This window comes from Haloferax marinisediminis (assembly GCF_009674585.1).
Lineage (GTDB): Archaea > Halobacteriota > Halobacteria > Halobacteriales > Haloferacaceae > Haloferax > Haloferax marinisediminis.
The window spans coordinates 30,007-45,067 of the sequence record NZ_WKJP01000004.1 but is presented as its reverse complement, the minus strand read 5'-3'; the positions used below and the strand labels follow the sequence as shown (position 1 = coordinate 45,067).

Here is a 15,061-nt window from a genome sequence, read left to right as displayed (position 1 = left end):
GCAACTCGTGGATACTCCCATAGAATGGAAAATACAATCCACCTCCCAACCAGTGCTGATTTTCCTGACCCGGCCACGGCGAACCACGTCACGTACAACCCGTCTTTAACAGACCTTCGGGACTACTCAGCACACCTCGAAACGACGACAGACTTCGAGGCCCCCTCGTACGTCAGTGAGTACCGCTCCCGGAGTGCAGCGCAAACCGCGACTTCTGTCGACAGGTCGTTCGACGAAGACGACCTTGCGGTATTCGAGCACGCAATCGAGTGGGTAAACGACCCGACGAACGACGTGCTTTGCGTCGACCGGGTTGTCGGTCGGGACGAAGATGTATCCGCCGTCTGCCGCCTGTTTCTGCCAAAGGAGTACGGTCGTATCGCACTCGCGTGGGCGAAGCTCCTCGAACCAGCCGACGGCGTTGAACCTGATTTCGTCACCGTACAACTTCCGGACGCTACTGCCGAACCGTGTATCCGTGTCCTCCCCGAGGAGGGACTTACGGCCGTGTTCGGGAGCGACTACACTGGTGAAGCGAAGAAGTCGTTCCTTCGACTGTTTATGTTCCGTGCGAAACAGTCAGGTGGCCTTGGCCTTCACGCCGGCAGCAAACGAGTAACTCTCGACGACAGCGATGGTCGCCGTGAAGTCGGGCAACTCTTCTTAGGACTCTCTGGAACCGGCAAGTCGACGCTGACCAGCCACGGTCTTTGGTTGGACGAACCCGAAGGCGCGGAGATGCTTCAAGACGACGTCTGTGCGTTGCTCCCTTCGGGGTCGGTGGCTGGAAGTGAGGGAGGTGGCCTCTACATCAAAACGCTCGGCTTGGACGCGGACGAACAGCCTGAGCTTTACGAAGCAGCGACGAACGAGAGCGCTGTCCTCGAGAACGTATCGGTCGACGCAGATGGGTGTGTGGACTTTGACGAACCGGAGTATGGTCGCAATGCACGGGCCGTGATTCAGCGCGATTGCCTCAAAAGCTCTGCCGAAGATATCGACCTCGACCAGGTCGACCAAGTGTTTTTCATCACACGTAATCCGCTGATGCCACCGATTGCCAAACTCGACGAGACACAGGCCGCCGTCGCGTTCATGCTCGGTGAGTCTGTCGAGACCAGTGCTGGGGACCCATCGCGTATCGGTGAGCCGATCCGTGTCGTCGGAACGAATCCGTTCATCATCGGGTCTGAGGGGGACGAAGGGAACCGTTTCCGGGACCTCATCGACGACCTCGATGTGGACTGTTTCGTGCTCAACACTGGCGCTGTTGGGACCGATGACCCCGTAGACGTCGGTGTCGAAGAAACCGTTGCTATCCTCGAAGGCGTTGCACGAGATAGCATCGAGTGGGGATACGACGATACTCTGGGCCTGATGGTCCCAACGGACGTTCCGGGCATCGATATCACTCAGTTCGTCGTTGCTGACCACGTCGAAGACTTCGACGAGGCTCACAGCACTCTGCGTGCTGAACGTCGGTCCTATCTCGCACAGTTCGACGAACTCGACGACGATATCGTGGACGCGACCTACTGATCGCACTCGGGGGCCGATTCACACCCCATTCAAGCAAACATATAATATCATATTTGATATTCTCTGGGTAGGGTTATCTACTAGTACATTGAAATCGGCATATGGCTTCGATTGATCAACGATTTCTCGATACAAAAATCGATATCGGGAAGTCGTTGATTTACGCGTTCGTGTTGCTCCTCATTCTTTTCCACGTCTTCTTCGCCCTCAGTGGTCGGTTGACTCACCAAGATTTACTCTTCGGTTGGATCTCGCCGCTCTTACTGTTCTTTGTCTTGGCATATGTGAAACACTGGTCAGTCCAAAACGAGATTGGCACGGGCGTCCTGCGACTCGCCGCATGGATGGGTATGGGTATCTTCGTCTTTGGCGCGTCCGGTATTCTGGTTATCGTGTACCAGCAGGCACTCGGTGGTGAGTTCCTCAAACCGATGTACTCCGTGCTTGGATGGGGGACAGGTGGAACCATCATTGGGCTCGTATTCGGGATGTACGACGTCGACCGGAAGATAGCGATGGCACAAACAGTCGAGACACTCGACCATTCCGAACGCTTGAGTGAACAGCTGAAAGTGTACAACCGTGTCTTCCGACACGACGTTCGCACTGCCGCAAACATCACCATGGGCTACGCAGACCACATCGCAGACGCCCCTGATTCAGCCGAACAGTCTATCCGGATAATCAATCAGCAGATGGAGCGTCTGACCCGGCTTACAGAGCAGTCTCGGAAGATCGCAGGGTTACACGATGAAGAGCTCACGACCGACCAAGCACTCGACCTCGTCGAACAGATCGACGAGAGTGCGCAGCAAATCCAACGCGAGTATCCCGAGACTGAGATTAACGTCGAGACGTCACCGGAACAGATTGCCGTCTCGAATCGCTCCCTGATAATTGCGGTTACCCAACTGCTTCGAAACGCAGTGGAGCATAATACGGTCCCGTCACCCCGGACTGATGTGTACCTCGACCACACTGGTGAGCGACTCACGCTCTGTGTCGAAGATAATGGCCCTGGAATCCCAGACTCGGAGATCGACATCCTCGACAAGGGCTTCGAAACACAACTCGAACACAGCGATGGGACGGGATTGTGGCTGGTAAAGTGGGTCGTCGATGACCTCGGAGGTTCCCTCTCGTTCGATACGGACGACTCTCTCGGGAGTTCCGTTACCATCTCGTTGCGCTCTCGCAGGTGGATGCGAAAAAATTGAGGTCTGAAACAGTCTACTCGAAGAGTTCGACGGCCTGCTCGTAGCGGGCCGACGGCTCTTCCCAGTCGACGACCCCGAAGAATGCGGAGATGAAGTCACCGCGAGCCGGTCCGTAGTCGTGGTAGTAGGAGTGTTCCCAGACGTCGAGCGCGAGGATGGGGTGGGAGCCCCAGAGTGCGCCCTGGTCGTGCTTGTCGACGACGACGTTGCGAAGCTGGTTCGAGAACGAGTCGTAGACGAGAAGTGCCCAGCCGCCGGCAGCACCTGCTGCGGCTTCGAACTCGCCCTTCCAGGCTTCGTAGGAACCGAAGTCCTCGGCGATGCGGTCTGCGAGCGCACCCTCGGGTCCGTCACCGCCTTCCGGTGACATGTTCTGCCAGAAGAGGTCGTGCAGGATGTGTCCGGAGCCGTTGTGGGTGACGTTGCGGAGCGCACCGCCGGACGAGCCAAACTCGCCTGCTTCGCGGTTCTCGGCGAGCGTCTCTTCGGCTGCGTTCCAGCCATTGACGTAGCCCTGATGGTGGGTGTCGTGATGCCACGTCAGGACTTGTTCGGAGAGGTGTGGTTCGAGCGCGTCGTAGTCGTACGGAAGCGGGTCAAGTTCGTATTCAGACATTTGTATTCCCACCTACGACGAGGTACGGGAGGGTCATGTAGCTTCCCTGAATTCGATTTATGTAGAATTACTGGGGTGTGCTGTACGACAACGAGTCAAACCCGCGTCTACTATCCACCAATCACACGGTGCTATGCTTCCGCTTACGTGATGGTTTTCCGCCTTCGTGGCGTTGCTCGTCGTATGAACGCTGAGGACACGTCGAAAGGGGCGGACGTCGGTCCTATTTCGGGTGAGATGGTTCGACACGGCACTGGTGTCAACTCGAATCGTGCATTTCCGACGACCACCTATCCGAAGAATATCGACCCATTCGTCCTGTTTGAGCGGTTCTACATCGACCCCGACAAGGGATTTCCGACGCATCCCCACCGTGGGTTCGAGATCGTCTCGTACATGCTCGACGGTGGGATGGACCACGAGGACTCACTCGGTGTGTTTCACACAGCGTCCGAAGGGGATGTGATGCGAATCACGACAGGTCGTGGAATTCGCCATTCAGAGTTCCCTGCGGGCGGACACGCCTGTAACGGTCTCCAACTATGGGTGAACCTCCCCGCTGACGACAAGGATGTCGACCCCAACTACACGGACGCGAGTGCCGAAGAACTCCCAACGGAACTGTGCGACGGCGCGGCAGTCACAACAGTCGTCGGCGAGGGTTCCCCAATCGAACTATACACTCCGATGGAGTATTTGGATGTCCACGTCGACGACTCGTGGACGTGGTCTGTTGAGACTGACTGGGCGGGATTTCTCTACGGAATCTCCGGAACAGGAACTGTCGATGGAGACGATTTCGGTGAGGGCGACGTCCTCCCGGTCACTGGTCGCTGTCAGGTGAATATTCAGTCCGAAGGCACGCTTCGAGTGGTCGCCGTCTCTGGACGGCCACACGGAGAACCGATACGCCAGCGTGGACCGTTCGTTCTCTGATTCGAACGCTGGCAACTGTCGAAGATTGCGTTGGTTACAGTTCCGTTCGACGGGTTGTTGGGTGGTTCTGGTTGTTGGGTAGTTCTACTCGTACCTTGGCCGTTGTCGCGCTGCCTCATCCTTCATCGACTGAAGAAAAGGCGAGATAATGTGTTTGATATACATGTTACATTAATTATGGTATGCCAGAACTACCAACATTTTATTCTATCCACTGCCGAACTCATTCTCCACTGTCCCATTGCTAAATTGGGTTGAAAGCCCTCATTTCGAGGTATTTGAATGGGTATCGGGACTCACGAGAGGTCACAGAATAATTCAATACAAACCAATGTGAACCTGTACGAGGAGTTTAATAATACAATTTAAACAGTGATAAGCGTTGTAAAAGCAGAGATATTGGGCTGATGAATGTTAATGTAGATATTCTGTGCTACACGCCCGCCACGTACCTGTTTGAATTATATTTATACTAGAATACTGTCATTGTTTGAGCAAAGCATCAACTCCAAAGATGAGTGAGTGTAGATGAGACAGTGACGGCAGTACGAACTGGCAGCTGCCTGCATTCTTCGAGCAGTGTTGGAGTAATTGGCGTAGTGCGCGAACTGGCACACGAGTCGGAGAATTCACAGGACACATTACATCTGTAATGCTGTAAAAGAACGACGACGATCTGACTCCACAGTCGCCGCCGTTCACTGAAAGTATGGTAGAATCTAGACGACAAAACCATTGTGTATTACAGACGTACAACAGTAATGGAAATCTGTTGTGTGAGTTGCACGACCCCACACATCGAGGGCGTTGTCGTCGTGACGCGTAGAACAACCATTTCGATGATGAATGAAACTCATTGTTGCATATTCTTTGTTAAATTATTCTGTAATTGAGCAATAATAAGTAAACGCCCGAATAGCCGAATTTTGCGGTTGAAATTTGAAACGGAGGGTTTGAATCGTGGCTGCTGTTACCACGGGACTCAATCCACGTAGATATTGCGTATTCAATCATTGAATTTATCGACAATGAGGAATTTCAATCATATCGGGCAGAACGTCGTTGGACGTCACAGACAGCGCACTGCACCTCGCCCCAATGTTTTTATCTGTCGTTGCTGAATTCAGAGCGATGCCTGACTACAGTGCTGACTTCAACGGCAGTACCGTCGTGGTTACCGGTGCGACGTCCGGAATCGGACGCGAAATCGCTCTTCGATTCGCAGATGCAGGAGCAACAGTCCTGAACGCGGACATCGACGCCCAGCCCAAAGACGCAGAGACTCCAACACACGAGCTGATTCGTGAGAGAGGCGGAACAGCCGAGTACGTTCAGACGGACGTCTCGAATGCTGCGGAGATTAGAGAGGCTGTCGACCGTGCCCGCGAGTATGGTGGTGTCGACGTGATGGTGAACAACGCTGGCCTCTTCATCGGTGGTGGGTTGCTCGAAGTCAGCGAAGACGAGTTCGAGAAGATTCACGACGTCAACGCTAAGGGAGTATTCTTCGGCTGTCAAGCTGCGGCCCAAGATATGATCGACCGAGGTGTTGAAGGGGCGATTATCAACACTGCGTCGATCAGTTCCTTCGTTGCCCAGCGCGAACAGATTCAGTACGATTCGACGAAGGCCGCAGTGAAGATGATTACGCGAGGCGCTGCCCTCGAGTTGGCAGAACACGACATTCGCGTAAACGCCGTCGGTCCCGGACAGATCGCTACGGAGTTCATCGACGGCTGGTCTGAGGAAGCACCAGCAGCAGCCGAGAGCGATGAACTGATCAAACCGGTTCCCCTCGGGCGGGCGGGTACTCCTGACGACATCGCCGGTGCTGTACTCTATCTCGCCAGCGACGATGCAGCGTACGTCACTGGTGAGGTACTCATGGTTGACGGCGGATGGCGGACAATCTGAGCGAACGGTCACAGCAGGAGAAATGTTATATGGATGGACACATTCAGCCCAATCGAAGCCAATGAACAGTCCCAAGCTTCTCGATACCCCATCAGGGAATGCAGTCGTTGTAGCGCTTGACCACGGACTCAGTCTCGGGGCCCCAGCGGGCTTCGAGAACCCGGAAGAGACGCTCGAGACGGTACTGCGTGGTGAACCGGACGCGGTGCTTGTCGGACCGCATTTCGCCAGGCACTACGCAGAGCAACTGCAAGCTGCAGACGTCGACATCATCCTCACTGCAGACGTCGTCACATGGTCAACCAGTCCCGGTCGTGACCACGGTCAAGATCTCTGGACGCCAGCGTTCGACACAGAGTTCCTCAAGGAACTCGACCCAGTGGGTGTCAAAATTGTCCTCGTCTTCGGCCGTGATGACGCCGAGACGTTCCGTCGCAACGTAGAGTACGTCAGTGAACTCGCCGAAGAGTTGAGAGGTACTGACATTCCGCTGGTCGTCGAACCCGTCATGTGGGGTGAACGTATCCCTGACCAGTTAGAAACGGACCCTGAGTTCGTCGCCGACGCACTTCGTATGGGATGGGAATTCGGAGCTGACATCCTGAAAGCGCCGTACACCGGTAGCGTCGAGTCGTTCGAACCCATCGTCGAGAACGCGCCCGTCCCCGTGATGATTCTGGGTGGGCCAGCGACGGGAACCACTCGTGGCATGCTCGAATCTGTCGAGGGTGCAATGGATGCCGGTGCGCGTGGTCTCATGATTGGTCGAACGATCTGGAAGTCCGAGGACCCCGAACAGACCGTACGTGCGCTCATGTCGATCGTCCACGACGGTGCGTCAGTCGATGAGGTGTGGGAGTCGACGGAGTCCACACCCATGCCGGATGGGGGAGAAAATTAAATACCCGCCACTGATACACGCACCTATGACAGGTGCATGGACGCGGCAATCGCACAATCTTCGTGGTGTGAATGCATGACCACACCCGAGCAACGCCGTCGGTCGGTAACGGAACTGGTCACGAAACACGGTGGTCTCTCGGTCGACGAACTCGCTTCGCGTCTCGAGGTGTCGCCATCGACGATTCGACGTGACCTGTCTAACCTCGCCGAGCGAAATCTCGTCGAGCGAACCCATGGCGGGGCCGTCCCCGTGACGAACGTGGGCGTCGAGCGGTCCTTCAACCGGAGACTCGTCCAGCATCTCGACCGTAAACAAGCGATTGCGGAACGGGCTGTCAAGGAGATCCAAGAAGGACAGGTAATCTACTTTGACGCAGGGACGACGACGATGCAGGTCGCGAAGGAAGTCCCGGATGTCGATTCGACCATCTCCGTCACTAACTCACCGCTACTGCTGCCCGAACTCGCGAAAGAGGACCGGACAGTCAAATCGACTGGTGGTGAGTACCGTCCCGAGACCAAAGCACTGGTCGGCCCGACTGCGGAAGAGTACATCCGGAACTCCCACTTCGATCTCGCGTTCATCGGCATCAATGGAATCGGACCCGACGGGACGCTCTCCGCGCCCAACGAGGCCGAAGCCGAACTCAAACGACTCGTAGTGGAACACGCTGCCCGAACCGTCGTCGTCACCGTCACGGAGAAGCTTGGTGAACAGAGCTTCCGGCGATTCGGTTCGATCGACGACGTCGACCTCTTCGTCACCGACGGTCGCGTTCCCGAGGACTACCACGACTTGTTCGAAGAGACGGCACTCGTCGACGACCTCTACAAGTGATCTGAGCGCAATATTTATTTTTCAGGCGTCTGTCGGTTCTATCATGTTTGATTCAAAAGAGGTTATCGACCTCTCTAACCCAATCTGCGCAGGAATCCCAGTATGGCCGAGCTTCCCGCAAGTCGAGCTCGATCAGACATCTATCGCCGCACGGGATGGGTTCACCATGGAGCGCATAGAGATGCGGAGTCACACAGCGACGCACATCGATGCGCCAGCACACTTCATCCCGGATGGGAAGACACTGGACGATTTCTCGATCGAGCGCTTCATGGGTGAGGGCGTCGTTATCGATTTGACACCGAAAGACCCCGAGGAAGCGATAACCCGCGCTGACATCGAGGCCTACGAGGACGACATCGAGCAGGGTGACGTTGTGATGCTCCATACGGGGTGGGACGAGTACTACGGACAGACCCCAGAGTACCTTTTCGAGTTCCCATATCTGACCGGCGACGCCGCGGAGTACATCGCCTCACTCGAACCAACCGCAGTCGGAACCGAAGGTGCGAGCGTCGGTGGCTGGTACGACGAGGTACCCGCTCATGGCCCCTCGACCGATGTACACCCAGCTGACTCACACCTCCCACTGCTCGAAAACGAGATTATCCCCATCGAGGAAGTTCGCAACCTCGATCAAGTACTTGATGGTGCGGACAGTCGACGTGCTGATTTCTTCTTCCCGCCACTCAACGTGCAGGGAACAGGCGGATGTTCAGTCCGCGCCTTTGCACTCGTTTAGTCGGCTATCCCCGAAAGAAGCTCTTTTACGACTGGTTCAGGCCATCTCTGCAGCAATAGACACTGCATCGAGCATACTCTGTTCGGACGCGACCCCCTCGCCAGCGATGTCGAAGGCTGTCCCGTGGTCGACACTCGTTCGGATGATCGGGAGTCCGATGGTGACGTTGACCCCGCTCACTGCATCGTCCTCGCCGGTGAAGCCGAGCATCTTAATCGGGATGTGGCCCTGGTCGTGATACATGGAGACGACGCAGTCGAACTCTCCGGCGGCCGCACGGACGTAGACGGTGTCGGGCGAGTAGGGGCCAGTCACGTTGACGCCCGTCTCGGCGACGCGTTCTATGGCCGGTTCGATAATCTCTGCTTCCTCGTCACCGAGGAGTCCCCCGTCACTCGCATGCGGGTTCAATCCCGCGACTGCGATGGCCGGGTTGTCGAGACCGAGGTCACGCAGCGCCTCGTTCGTGACGCTGATCGTCGATTCGACATCACCAACGGTGAGATTCGAACAGGCTTCCCGCAACGGAATGTGCGTACTCACGTGTGTCACCGTCAGGTCGTCTTCCACGAGCATCATCGAGTACTCGTCGGTATCGGTGTAGTCTGCGAGCATGCCGGTGTGCCCTGCGTACTCGCTGCCCGCCATCCGTGTTGCCTGTTTATTGATCGGTGCAGTAGTAATCGCGTCGATCTCCCCGGCCTGTGCCAGCTCGATTGCACGTTCGACGTAGGCGAGGCTCGCTGCACCGTTCGCCTGAGATAGTTCGCCATACCGATGGTCGGTCACGTTGTCTAAGTCGAGGACGGGCAGCACGCTCGGGTCGGCGCCTGCCTCGGCTGGCGATGTAACACGTCGCACGGAGAGGTCAGTGGCGAACCGATTCGCTGCGTCGGCGAGTACCGATTCGTCACCGATGACGACGACGGTTGCACTCTCGACCAACTGAGGGTAGGATTTGACGATGACTTCGCTTCCGATGCCCGCAGGGTCACCCATGGTAACCCCTATGGTCGGACGATTTTCACTCATCAGCAAAACCGATACGAGCGAGCGACTTAATTATTGCCTGCTCGTCACCAAACCCGCCAGCTTTTGTGATGACCGCCGCACCGTCTGCCACACCACCGACGACGGATGCAAGTGGGATTCCCGGTTCAATCGCGTCACCAGCCATCCGGAGTGCGTGGGCGTCTAACTGGTTGAGGATGGTAATCGCGGTGGCACCGCCGGTGAGAAAGAGGTTCGCTGGCTGGTCGTCGTGGACCAGCTCCCCGGCAGCCGTAGCGAGGGCATCCGTGACTCGACGCCGGACCATCGAACCGTCGACGCCAGCTCGCTCACCGGCTGCCAGTGTTCGGTCCACGTCGCCTCGGTTTTCAGCACTGTGGAGGACGACGCCACCGTAATCGTCGACAGCTTCCACCCCTCTAGAGGCAAGGTCAGCACCGGCAGCGGACGGTTCGGTGACCGCCATCTCGAGGTCGAGTTGTCGACGACGTTTCTGTGTAATCTCATCGATCTGCACGAGCGTCTCTGGAGCGACGCTCCCTGCTACCCCCACGACGGGCCGTGTCTCGTCGACATCGACTCCAGCGCCCGATGCAAGCCCAGGTACGTGGACGTGACGGGCGAGTCCACCACTCCCAACGTACAGACATCGGTCGGGGAGGTCAGCACCCGCGGCAGCCACTGCAGCGAGGTGGTCGTCCGTCAAGGCGTCACAGGTGACGATGACGGGCGCATCGTCCGACTGTATCGATTCGAGAGCCCTCCGAACGGCAGCGCTCCCACGGGCAACCGTCTCGACGCCGAGATGCTCAGTCACGTAGTCACTCTCCGCGAAGAACGCAGGGAGCGCGTCGGATGCCGGTGGGCGCTCAGCATCCTTGCCGGCCGAGGTGTCGGTCACCAGTTTGCCGTTCACAAGGTGGAACCCGCACGCCGTCAGTCGCCCGTTGATGGGGAACGCGGGCGCGACGAGAACGAGGTCGGCACCCACAGCGTCGAGTGCGGCTTCCACCTCGACACGGACGTTACCGCGGAGCGTCGAGTCGACCTTCTTGAACGCGATATCTGCACCAGGAACTTCGAAGGCTGTCTTAACGCGTTCTGCAGCCTCTTCGGGTGCTGCATAGCGTGACTCCGTGTTGACAACCATGACGTCACCCTGTGCCATCGACGTCTCTTTTTGTGGTGAGACTACGACACGCGTGTCGTATCCACGCATCGCGAATTCATGACCTGTGTCACAGCTTCCTGTCAAGTCGTCCGCGACGACAACACATCGGGTCACAGTCGTCCCTCCAGTTGTCGCTCGTCTCGGGTGTACAGTTGAGGAACGCAACGGTCCATGGTCTGTATGTTCAACCCGCCGTAAAGAAAGGTTCGCACACGACCATGTTTGGGGGCCTTCAATCCCACCGGACGTTCGCTGTGCTACGTGTGGTGGCTTCCGCCCCGGAGTGACTCACGTTGGCTAGACGGGGTAACACCTAAGGTGTTCATGTGTATTCGTGTAGATACCAATGGAGTTCGATTTTCCAGGACGGGACCGACTGGAGTCGGCCAACGACGTCGACGTATCTGACCTCCCACGTGCGTACCGCGTGAGTCGTACCCGAACACAGCCCACCGTGCAGAACGTTCCGGAAGCCTCGCGTACTGCGCTTGACGACATCCCGAAGCTCAAAAACCTCGAGCCAGGGAGTACGGTCGGAATCACAGCTGGCAGTCGTGGAATCCACGACCTTCCAACGGTCCTCGAGTCGATCGTCGCCGAACTACAGGAACGTGACCTCGAGCCGTTCGTATTCCCCGCGATGGGAAGTCACGGTGGGGCGACACCCGAAGGGCAGCGTGAGATGCTCAGAGAGCTAGGAATTACACCTGAGCGCCTTGGCTGCGAGATTCGTTCGTCGCTGGCCGTTGAGGAGGTGGGAACCGATTCACAGGGATGGTCGATTTATGCCGCCGAAGATGCACTCGAGGCCGATGCCGTCTTGCTGGTCAACCGAGTCAAACTCCACACCGACTTTCAGGGAGACATCGAAAGCGGCCTCTGTAAGATGGCCGTCGTCGGACTTGGCAAGCAGCGAGGGGCCAACGCCATGCACAACGCGGCCCTAGACCGTGGGTTCGCCGATGTAATTCCGGAGTGGGCGAGCGTTCTCGTCGATGAAACACCCATCGTCGGTGGAGTCGGTATCATCGAGAACGCCGACGAGCGGGCGGCCGCTATCGAGGGAATCCCTGCAGCCGACCTTCTCGAGGAGGAACCAGCGTTACTCTCGCGGTCTGCGGAGTTCTTCCCGGAACTCCCAGTCGACGACCTCGATTTGCTCGTCGTCGACGAGATGGGCAAGGAAGTGAGCGGAACTGGACTCGACACCAACGTCATCGGTCGGGTCTGGTTCCACGGCCAAGCAGAGCGTCAGAAGCCATCGCTGACGCGCGTCTACGTTCGGTCACTCACACCACCATCCCACGGCAATGCGCTCGGAGTCGGCCTCGCCGACCTCATCCACCGTGACCTCGCGTCGGAAATCGACTTTGGGGACACATACGTCAACATCGTAACGAGCGGTGAGCCGGTTCGGGCAAAACTTCCGTTCGTCGTCCCAAGCGACGCGACAGCGTTCGTCCTCTCCGCGTCGATGACCGGCGTCGCAAGCGCCGACGAGCTTCGGATCGCACGGATTCGGAACACTATGACTCCTGACGAACTGTGGGTGTCGGAGCCCGTCGCCGAGGAACTTGCTGACCGAGACGACATCGAAGTCCACGAAGACCAGCCATGGACGTTCGATGCGGAAGGGAACCTCACGATGGCACTGGATTCTGCGGCCCACGACTGACGCTGAAGACCCTCTACCTCCAACCAGTCTCGTCACACGCTCTCTCGACGACTTGGACTGCCAACCCACCGACACTTATTTGTACTAATAGTTAACATGTGCTATCATACCCCTTCACACAGTCTTATCACCATGACCACTGACACACCCAAACCACGAATTGAGGTCGAACACGTCCAGAAACGCTTCGGTACCGTGGAAGCACTCTCGGACGTTACCCTGACACTCGAAGAGAACGAGGTTCTCGGACTCGTCGGCGACAACGGCGCCGGGAAGTCGACGTTCATCAAGACGCTCGTTGGTATTCACCAGCCCGATGGTGGTGAGATTCGGTTCGAAGGTGAACCAGTCACCATCGAAGGGCCCAAACATGCCCGTAAGCTCGGCATCGGTACGGTATATCAGGACCTCGCACTCGTCGATGAACTCTCGGTTGCAGAGAACTTGTTCCTCGGCCGGATGCCCGTCAAAAAACTCGGTGGCGTCCTCCCAATCGTTGACCGTGAGTACATGGCCGCGGAGGCAGAACGGATTCTGAGCGAGCACCTGAATATCCACGTCGACCCCGACACACCAGTCGAGTACCTCTCCGGAGGGGAACGTCAGGCTGTCGCAATCGGTCGAGCCCTCGTCACTGACCCCGATATCGTCCTCCTAGACGAACCAACGTCTGCACTCTCGAAAGCCGCAGTCGACCACGTTGAGGAACTCGTCGAGCAGTTGCGCGAGAGTGGACACTCTGTCATCCTCATTGACCACAACCTCGAGGAGGTGCTGTCGATGACCGACCGGATTGCTGTCCTCTTCCAGGGGCGTATCGTTGACGTTGTAGACTCCGAGAATATCACGCGTGACGACGTGGTCAGTATGATGGTCTCTGGCCATTCCCTTCAGGACGATGACTCCGAACCAGACTCCGGCGATACCGTCAGCCGCAAATCAGAATCATCCTCGTCTAGCTCGTCTACTGCGTGAAACACTCCCCCAGAAACCAACCAAACGGCGACACACCCTTCGTTGTCGCAACTCCTGTCTGAGTTACTCCCGCTGGACTGTGTACGTCCTCTCTCCCACTCGGCCGACTTCGCTCATCAGGTGAGATGGAGTACTGTCGTTTTCTCCCCAGTACAGCGAACTCGAACAGATTGCGATTTTACCCTCGAGAACACCTCGCGACGACTATTATCGTATATTAGCGTTGACAAAATCACTCTGATAGAAACTATTAAGGTGAAACAGTGTGCTTGTCTGTCATAGACGTCATTAACAACCATGACAAGTAGACGTAAACTCCTCAAAGGCATCGGTGCTGCAGGTATCGCCGGTCTCGCCGGTTGCGCAGGTTCACAGAACAACAACCAAGCCGAAGACAGTGGCAGTAGCGGTGACAGTGGAACGACGACAGGAGACAGTAGCAGTTCGGACTCCGACAAGATGCGGATTGCTGTCTCGATGAAGTCGATGGGGCAGGCGGGCCTGTACGTTCAGGGTCAAGCGGCCAAGTGGTACACCCAAGACCGTGACGACGTCGAAATCGTCATCCTCGACGCTGGGTTCGACGCATCGAAACAGACGCAGGACGCCATCAACGCGATCAATCAGGGTCTCGATGGTATTCTCCTGAATCCCTTCGATGCCAAGGCATCGCGTAAAATCGTCGAAGAGGCGTCGAAGAACGACATCCCTGTGATGAACTTCGACACCGCCACACTATCGAAGGACATTCTCGCTGGAGCGCTGTTCGGCCAGTACGCAGGCGGAAAAGTCGCTGGTGAGCGCTTCACCAATATGATCGAGGAGAAGGGAATCGAGAACCCGAAAGTCATCACGAGCGTGTTCAACTTCGAATCCACGACGAGCCAGGCTCGCCTGTACGGATTCACCGAGAACATCCCGGACAGCGTCGAGGTTGTCAACCGCATCGAGAGCGACGGGACGCCTGAAGACTCTGCCCCACAGACGCAAAGTGCACTTCAGGCCAACCCGGATGTCGACGCCATCTATTCGAACAACGTTGGCAGCGGCATGGGTGCGCTGACCGCACTCAAACAGATGGACATGTACCACAAGCGGGACCACGAAGACCACGTCATGGCCTTCGGGATCGACGGAGGGCCCGAACTCAACCAGCGAATCGGTAGCGGCTACTACGACTTCGCCGTCGACCAGCCGCTGCATATGTACGCACCGTTGACCCTCGAACTGATGTGGGACTACCTCGAGAACGGCGACAGTGCGATTCCAGACGTCGGAACTACGCTCAAGCCAGGTGAAGACATCTCGATCAAGAACAAGACGGTCGAAGGTATCAAGCCGTGGTCCGAGCAGTTCTGGGGCCCCGCGACAGTGACCGAATACGAGGCTGAAGATGAGACGTGGTGGCGCTGGATTAAGTGCCAGCACGCGACGATTACCCAAGAGAACGCCGATGCACCATATCTCTACGGTAACGTGTACCGTGAGATCGAGGGAACGGACTGAATCACCGCACTTGAACGA

13 protein-coding genes are annotated in these 15,061 nt (G+C 56.9%); 10 read left to right on the top strand and 3 right to left on the bottom strand.

Features of this window, described 5'->3' with window-relative positions:
- Positions 1-24: 24 nt before the first annotated feature.
- Both GJR98_RS14845 and GJR98_RS14840 read left to right on the top strand, forming a co-directional pair.
- Entirely contained in the window at positions 25-1,539 is a 1,515-nt protein-coding gene (locus GJR98_RS14845; protein ID WP_151139516.1) for a phosphoenolpyruvate carboxykinase (ATP), read from the top strand.
- Between the two features lie 101 nt (positions 1,540-1,640).
- A complete protein-coding gene (locus GJR98_RS14840; RefSeq protein ID WP_151139515.1) occupies positions 1,641-2,756 on the top strand; it encodes a sensor histidine kinase in 1,116 nt (371 codons plus the stop codon).
- A 13-nt stretch (positions 2,757-2,769) separates the two neighbouring features.
- On the opposite strand, the gene sod is transcribed toward GJR98_RS14840, so the two are convergent.
- Positions 2,770-3,372, bottom strand: coding sequence for a superoxide dismutase (sod, locus tag GJR98_RS14835; protein ID WP_151139514.1), 603 nt, complete (start codon positions 3,370-3,372; stop codon positions 2,770-2,772).
- Positions 3,373-3,555: 183 nt separating this feature from the next.
- Here sod and GJR98_RS14830 point away from each other — a divergent pair, with 183 nt between their 5' ends.
- From GJR98_RS14830 to GJR98_RS14810, 5 genes are all read left to right on the top strand, one after another.
- A complete protein-coding gene (locus tag GJR98_RS14830; RefSeq protein ID WP_151139513.1) occupies positions 3,556-4,308 on the top strand; it encodes a pirin family protein in 753 nt (250 codons plus the stop codon).
- Positions 4,309-5,439: 1,131 nt separating this feature from the next.
- The gene (locus GJR98_RS14825; RefSeq protein WP_151139512.1) at positions 5,440-6,222 is read left to right on the top strand and encodes an SDR family NAD(P)-dependent oxidoreductase; all 783 of its coding nucleotides are present in this window, start codon (positions 5,440-5,442) and stop codon (positions 6,220-6,222) included.
- 61 nt (positions 6,223-6,283) lie between these two features.
- Entirely contained in the window at positions 6,284-7,123 is an 840-nt protein-coding gene (locus GJR98_RS14820; protein WP_151139511.1) for a class I fructose-bisphosphate aldolase, read from the top strand.
- Between the two features lie 75 nt (positions 7,124-7,198).
- On the top strand, positions 7,199-7,963 hold the full coding sequence (gene glpR / locus GJR98_RS14815; protein ID WP_151139510.1) for an HTH-type transcriptional regulator GlpR: 765 nt from the start codon (positions 7,199-7,201) through the stop codon (positions 7,961-7,963).
- 43 nt (positions 7,964-8,006) lie between these two features.
- Positions 8,007-8,705 (top strand): cyclase family protein, encoded by a 699-nt coding sequence (locus GJR98_RS14810; protein ID WP_151139509.1) that lies wholly within the window; start codon positions 8,007-8,009, stop codon positions 8,703-8,705.
- A gap of 36 nt (positions 8,706-8,741) precedes the next feature.
- Here the strand turns inward: GJR98_RS14810 and pdxA are convergent, their stop codons facing one another.
- Positions 8,742-9,737 (bottom strand): 4-hydroxythreonine-4-phosphate dehydrogenase PdxA, encoded by a 996-nt coding sequence (pdxA, locus tag GJR98_RS14805; protein WP_151139508.1) that lies wholly within the window; start codon positions 9,735-9,737, stop codon positions 8,742-8,744.
- Positions 9,730-11,001 (bottom strand): four-carbon acid sugar kinase family protein, encoded by a 1,272-nt coding sequence (locus GJR98_RS14800; protein WP_191965501.1) that lies wholly within the window; start codon positions 10,999-11,001, stop codon positions 9,730-9,732. The genes pdxA and GJR98_RS14800 overlap by 8 nt, the downstream gene beginning before the upstream one ends.
- Before the next feature lie 232 nt (positions 11,002-11,233).
- On the opposite strand from GJR98_RS14800, the gene GJR98_RS14795 reads away from it, so the two are divergent.
- From GJR98_RS14795 to GJR98_RS14785, 3 genes are all read left to right on the top strand, one after another.
- Positions 11,234-12,562 (top strand): DUF362 domain-containing protein, encoded by a 1,329-nt coding sequence (locus tag GJR98_RS14795; protein ID WP_151139506.1) that lies wholly within the window; start codon positions 11,234-11,236, stop codon positions 12,560-12,562.
- 132 nt (positions 12,563-12,694) lie between these two features.
- Complete coding sequence (locus tag GJR98_RS14790) at positions 12,695-13,537, top strand: ATP-binding cassette domain-containing protein (RefSeq protein WP_151139505.1); 843 nt, start codon at positions 12,695-12,697, stop codon at positions 13,535-13,537.
- 297 nt (positions 13,538-13,834) lie between these two features.
- Positions 13,835-15,043, top strand: coding sequence for a sugar ABC transporter substrate-binding protein (locus GJR98_RS14785; protein ID WP_151139504.1), 1,209 nt, complete (start codon positions 13,835-13,837; stop codon positions 15,041-15,043).
- Positions 15,044-15,061 lie beyond the last annotated feature (18 nt).

Bases quoted from the DNA above. Each gene is read 5' to 3' on its own strand.
- GJR98_RS14845 (WP_151139516.1), top strand. From the start codon at position 25: ATGGAAAATACAATCCACCTCCCAACCAGTGCTGATTTTCCTGACCCG.
- GJR98_RS14840 (WP_151139515.1), top strand. From the start codon at position 1,641: ATGGCTTCGATTGATCAACGATTTCTCGATACAAAAATCGATATCGGG.
- sod (WP_151139514.1), bottom strand. From the start codon at position 3,372: ATGTCTGAATACGAACTTGACCCGCTTCCGTACGACTACGACGCGCTC.
- GJR98_RS14830 (WP_151139513.1), top strand. From the start codon at position 3,556: ATGAACGCTGAGGACACGTCGAAAGGGGCGGACGTCGGTCCTATTTCG.
- GJR98_RS14825 (WP_151139512.1), top strand. From the start codon at position 5,440: ATGCCTGACTACAGTGCTGACTTCAACGGCAGTACCGTCGTGGTTACC.
- GJR98_RS14820 (WP_151139511.1), top strand. From the start codon at position 6,284: ATGAACAGTCCCAAGCTTCTCGATACCCCATCAGGGAATGCAGTCGTT.
- glpR (WP_151139510.1), top strand. From the start codon at position 7,199: ATGACCACACCCGAGCAACGCCGTCGGTCGGTAACGGAACTGGTCACG.
- GJR98_RS14810 (WP_151139509.1), top strand. From the start codon at position 8,007: ATGTTTGATTCAAAAGAGGTTATCGACCTCTCTAACCCAATCTGCGCA.
- pdxA (WP_151139508.1), bottom strand. From the start codon at position 9,737: ATGAGTGAAAATCGTCCGACCATAGGGGTTACCATGGGTGACCCTGCG.
- GJR98_RS14795 (WP_151139506.1), top strand. From the start codon at position 11,234: ATGGAGTTCGATTTTCCAGGACGGGACCGACTGGAGTCGGCCAACGAC.
- GJR98_RS14790 (WP_151139505.1), top strand. From the start codon at position 12,695: ATGACCACTGACACACCCAAACCACGAATTGAGGTCGAACACGTCCAG.
- GJR98_RS14785 (WP_151139504.1), top strand. From the start codon at position 13,835: ATGACAAGTAGACGTAAACTCCTCAAAGGCATCGGTGCTGCAGGTATC.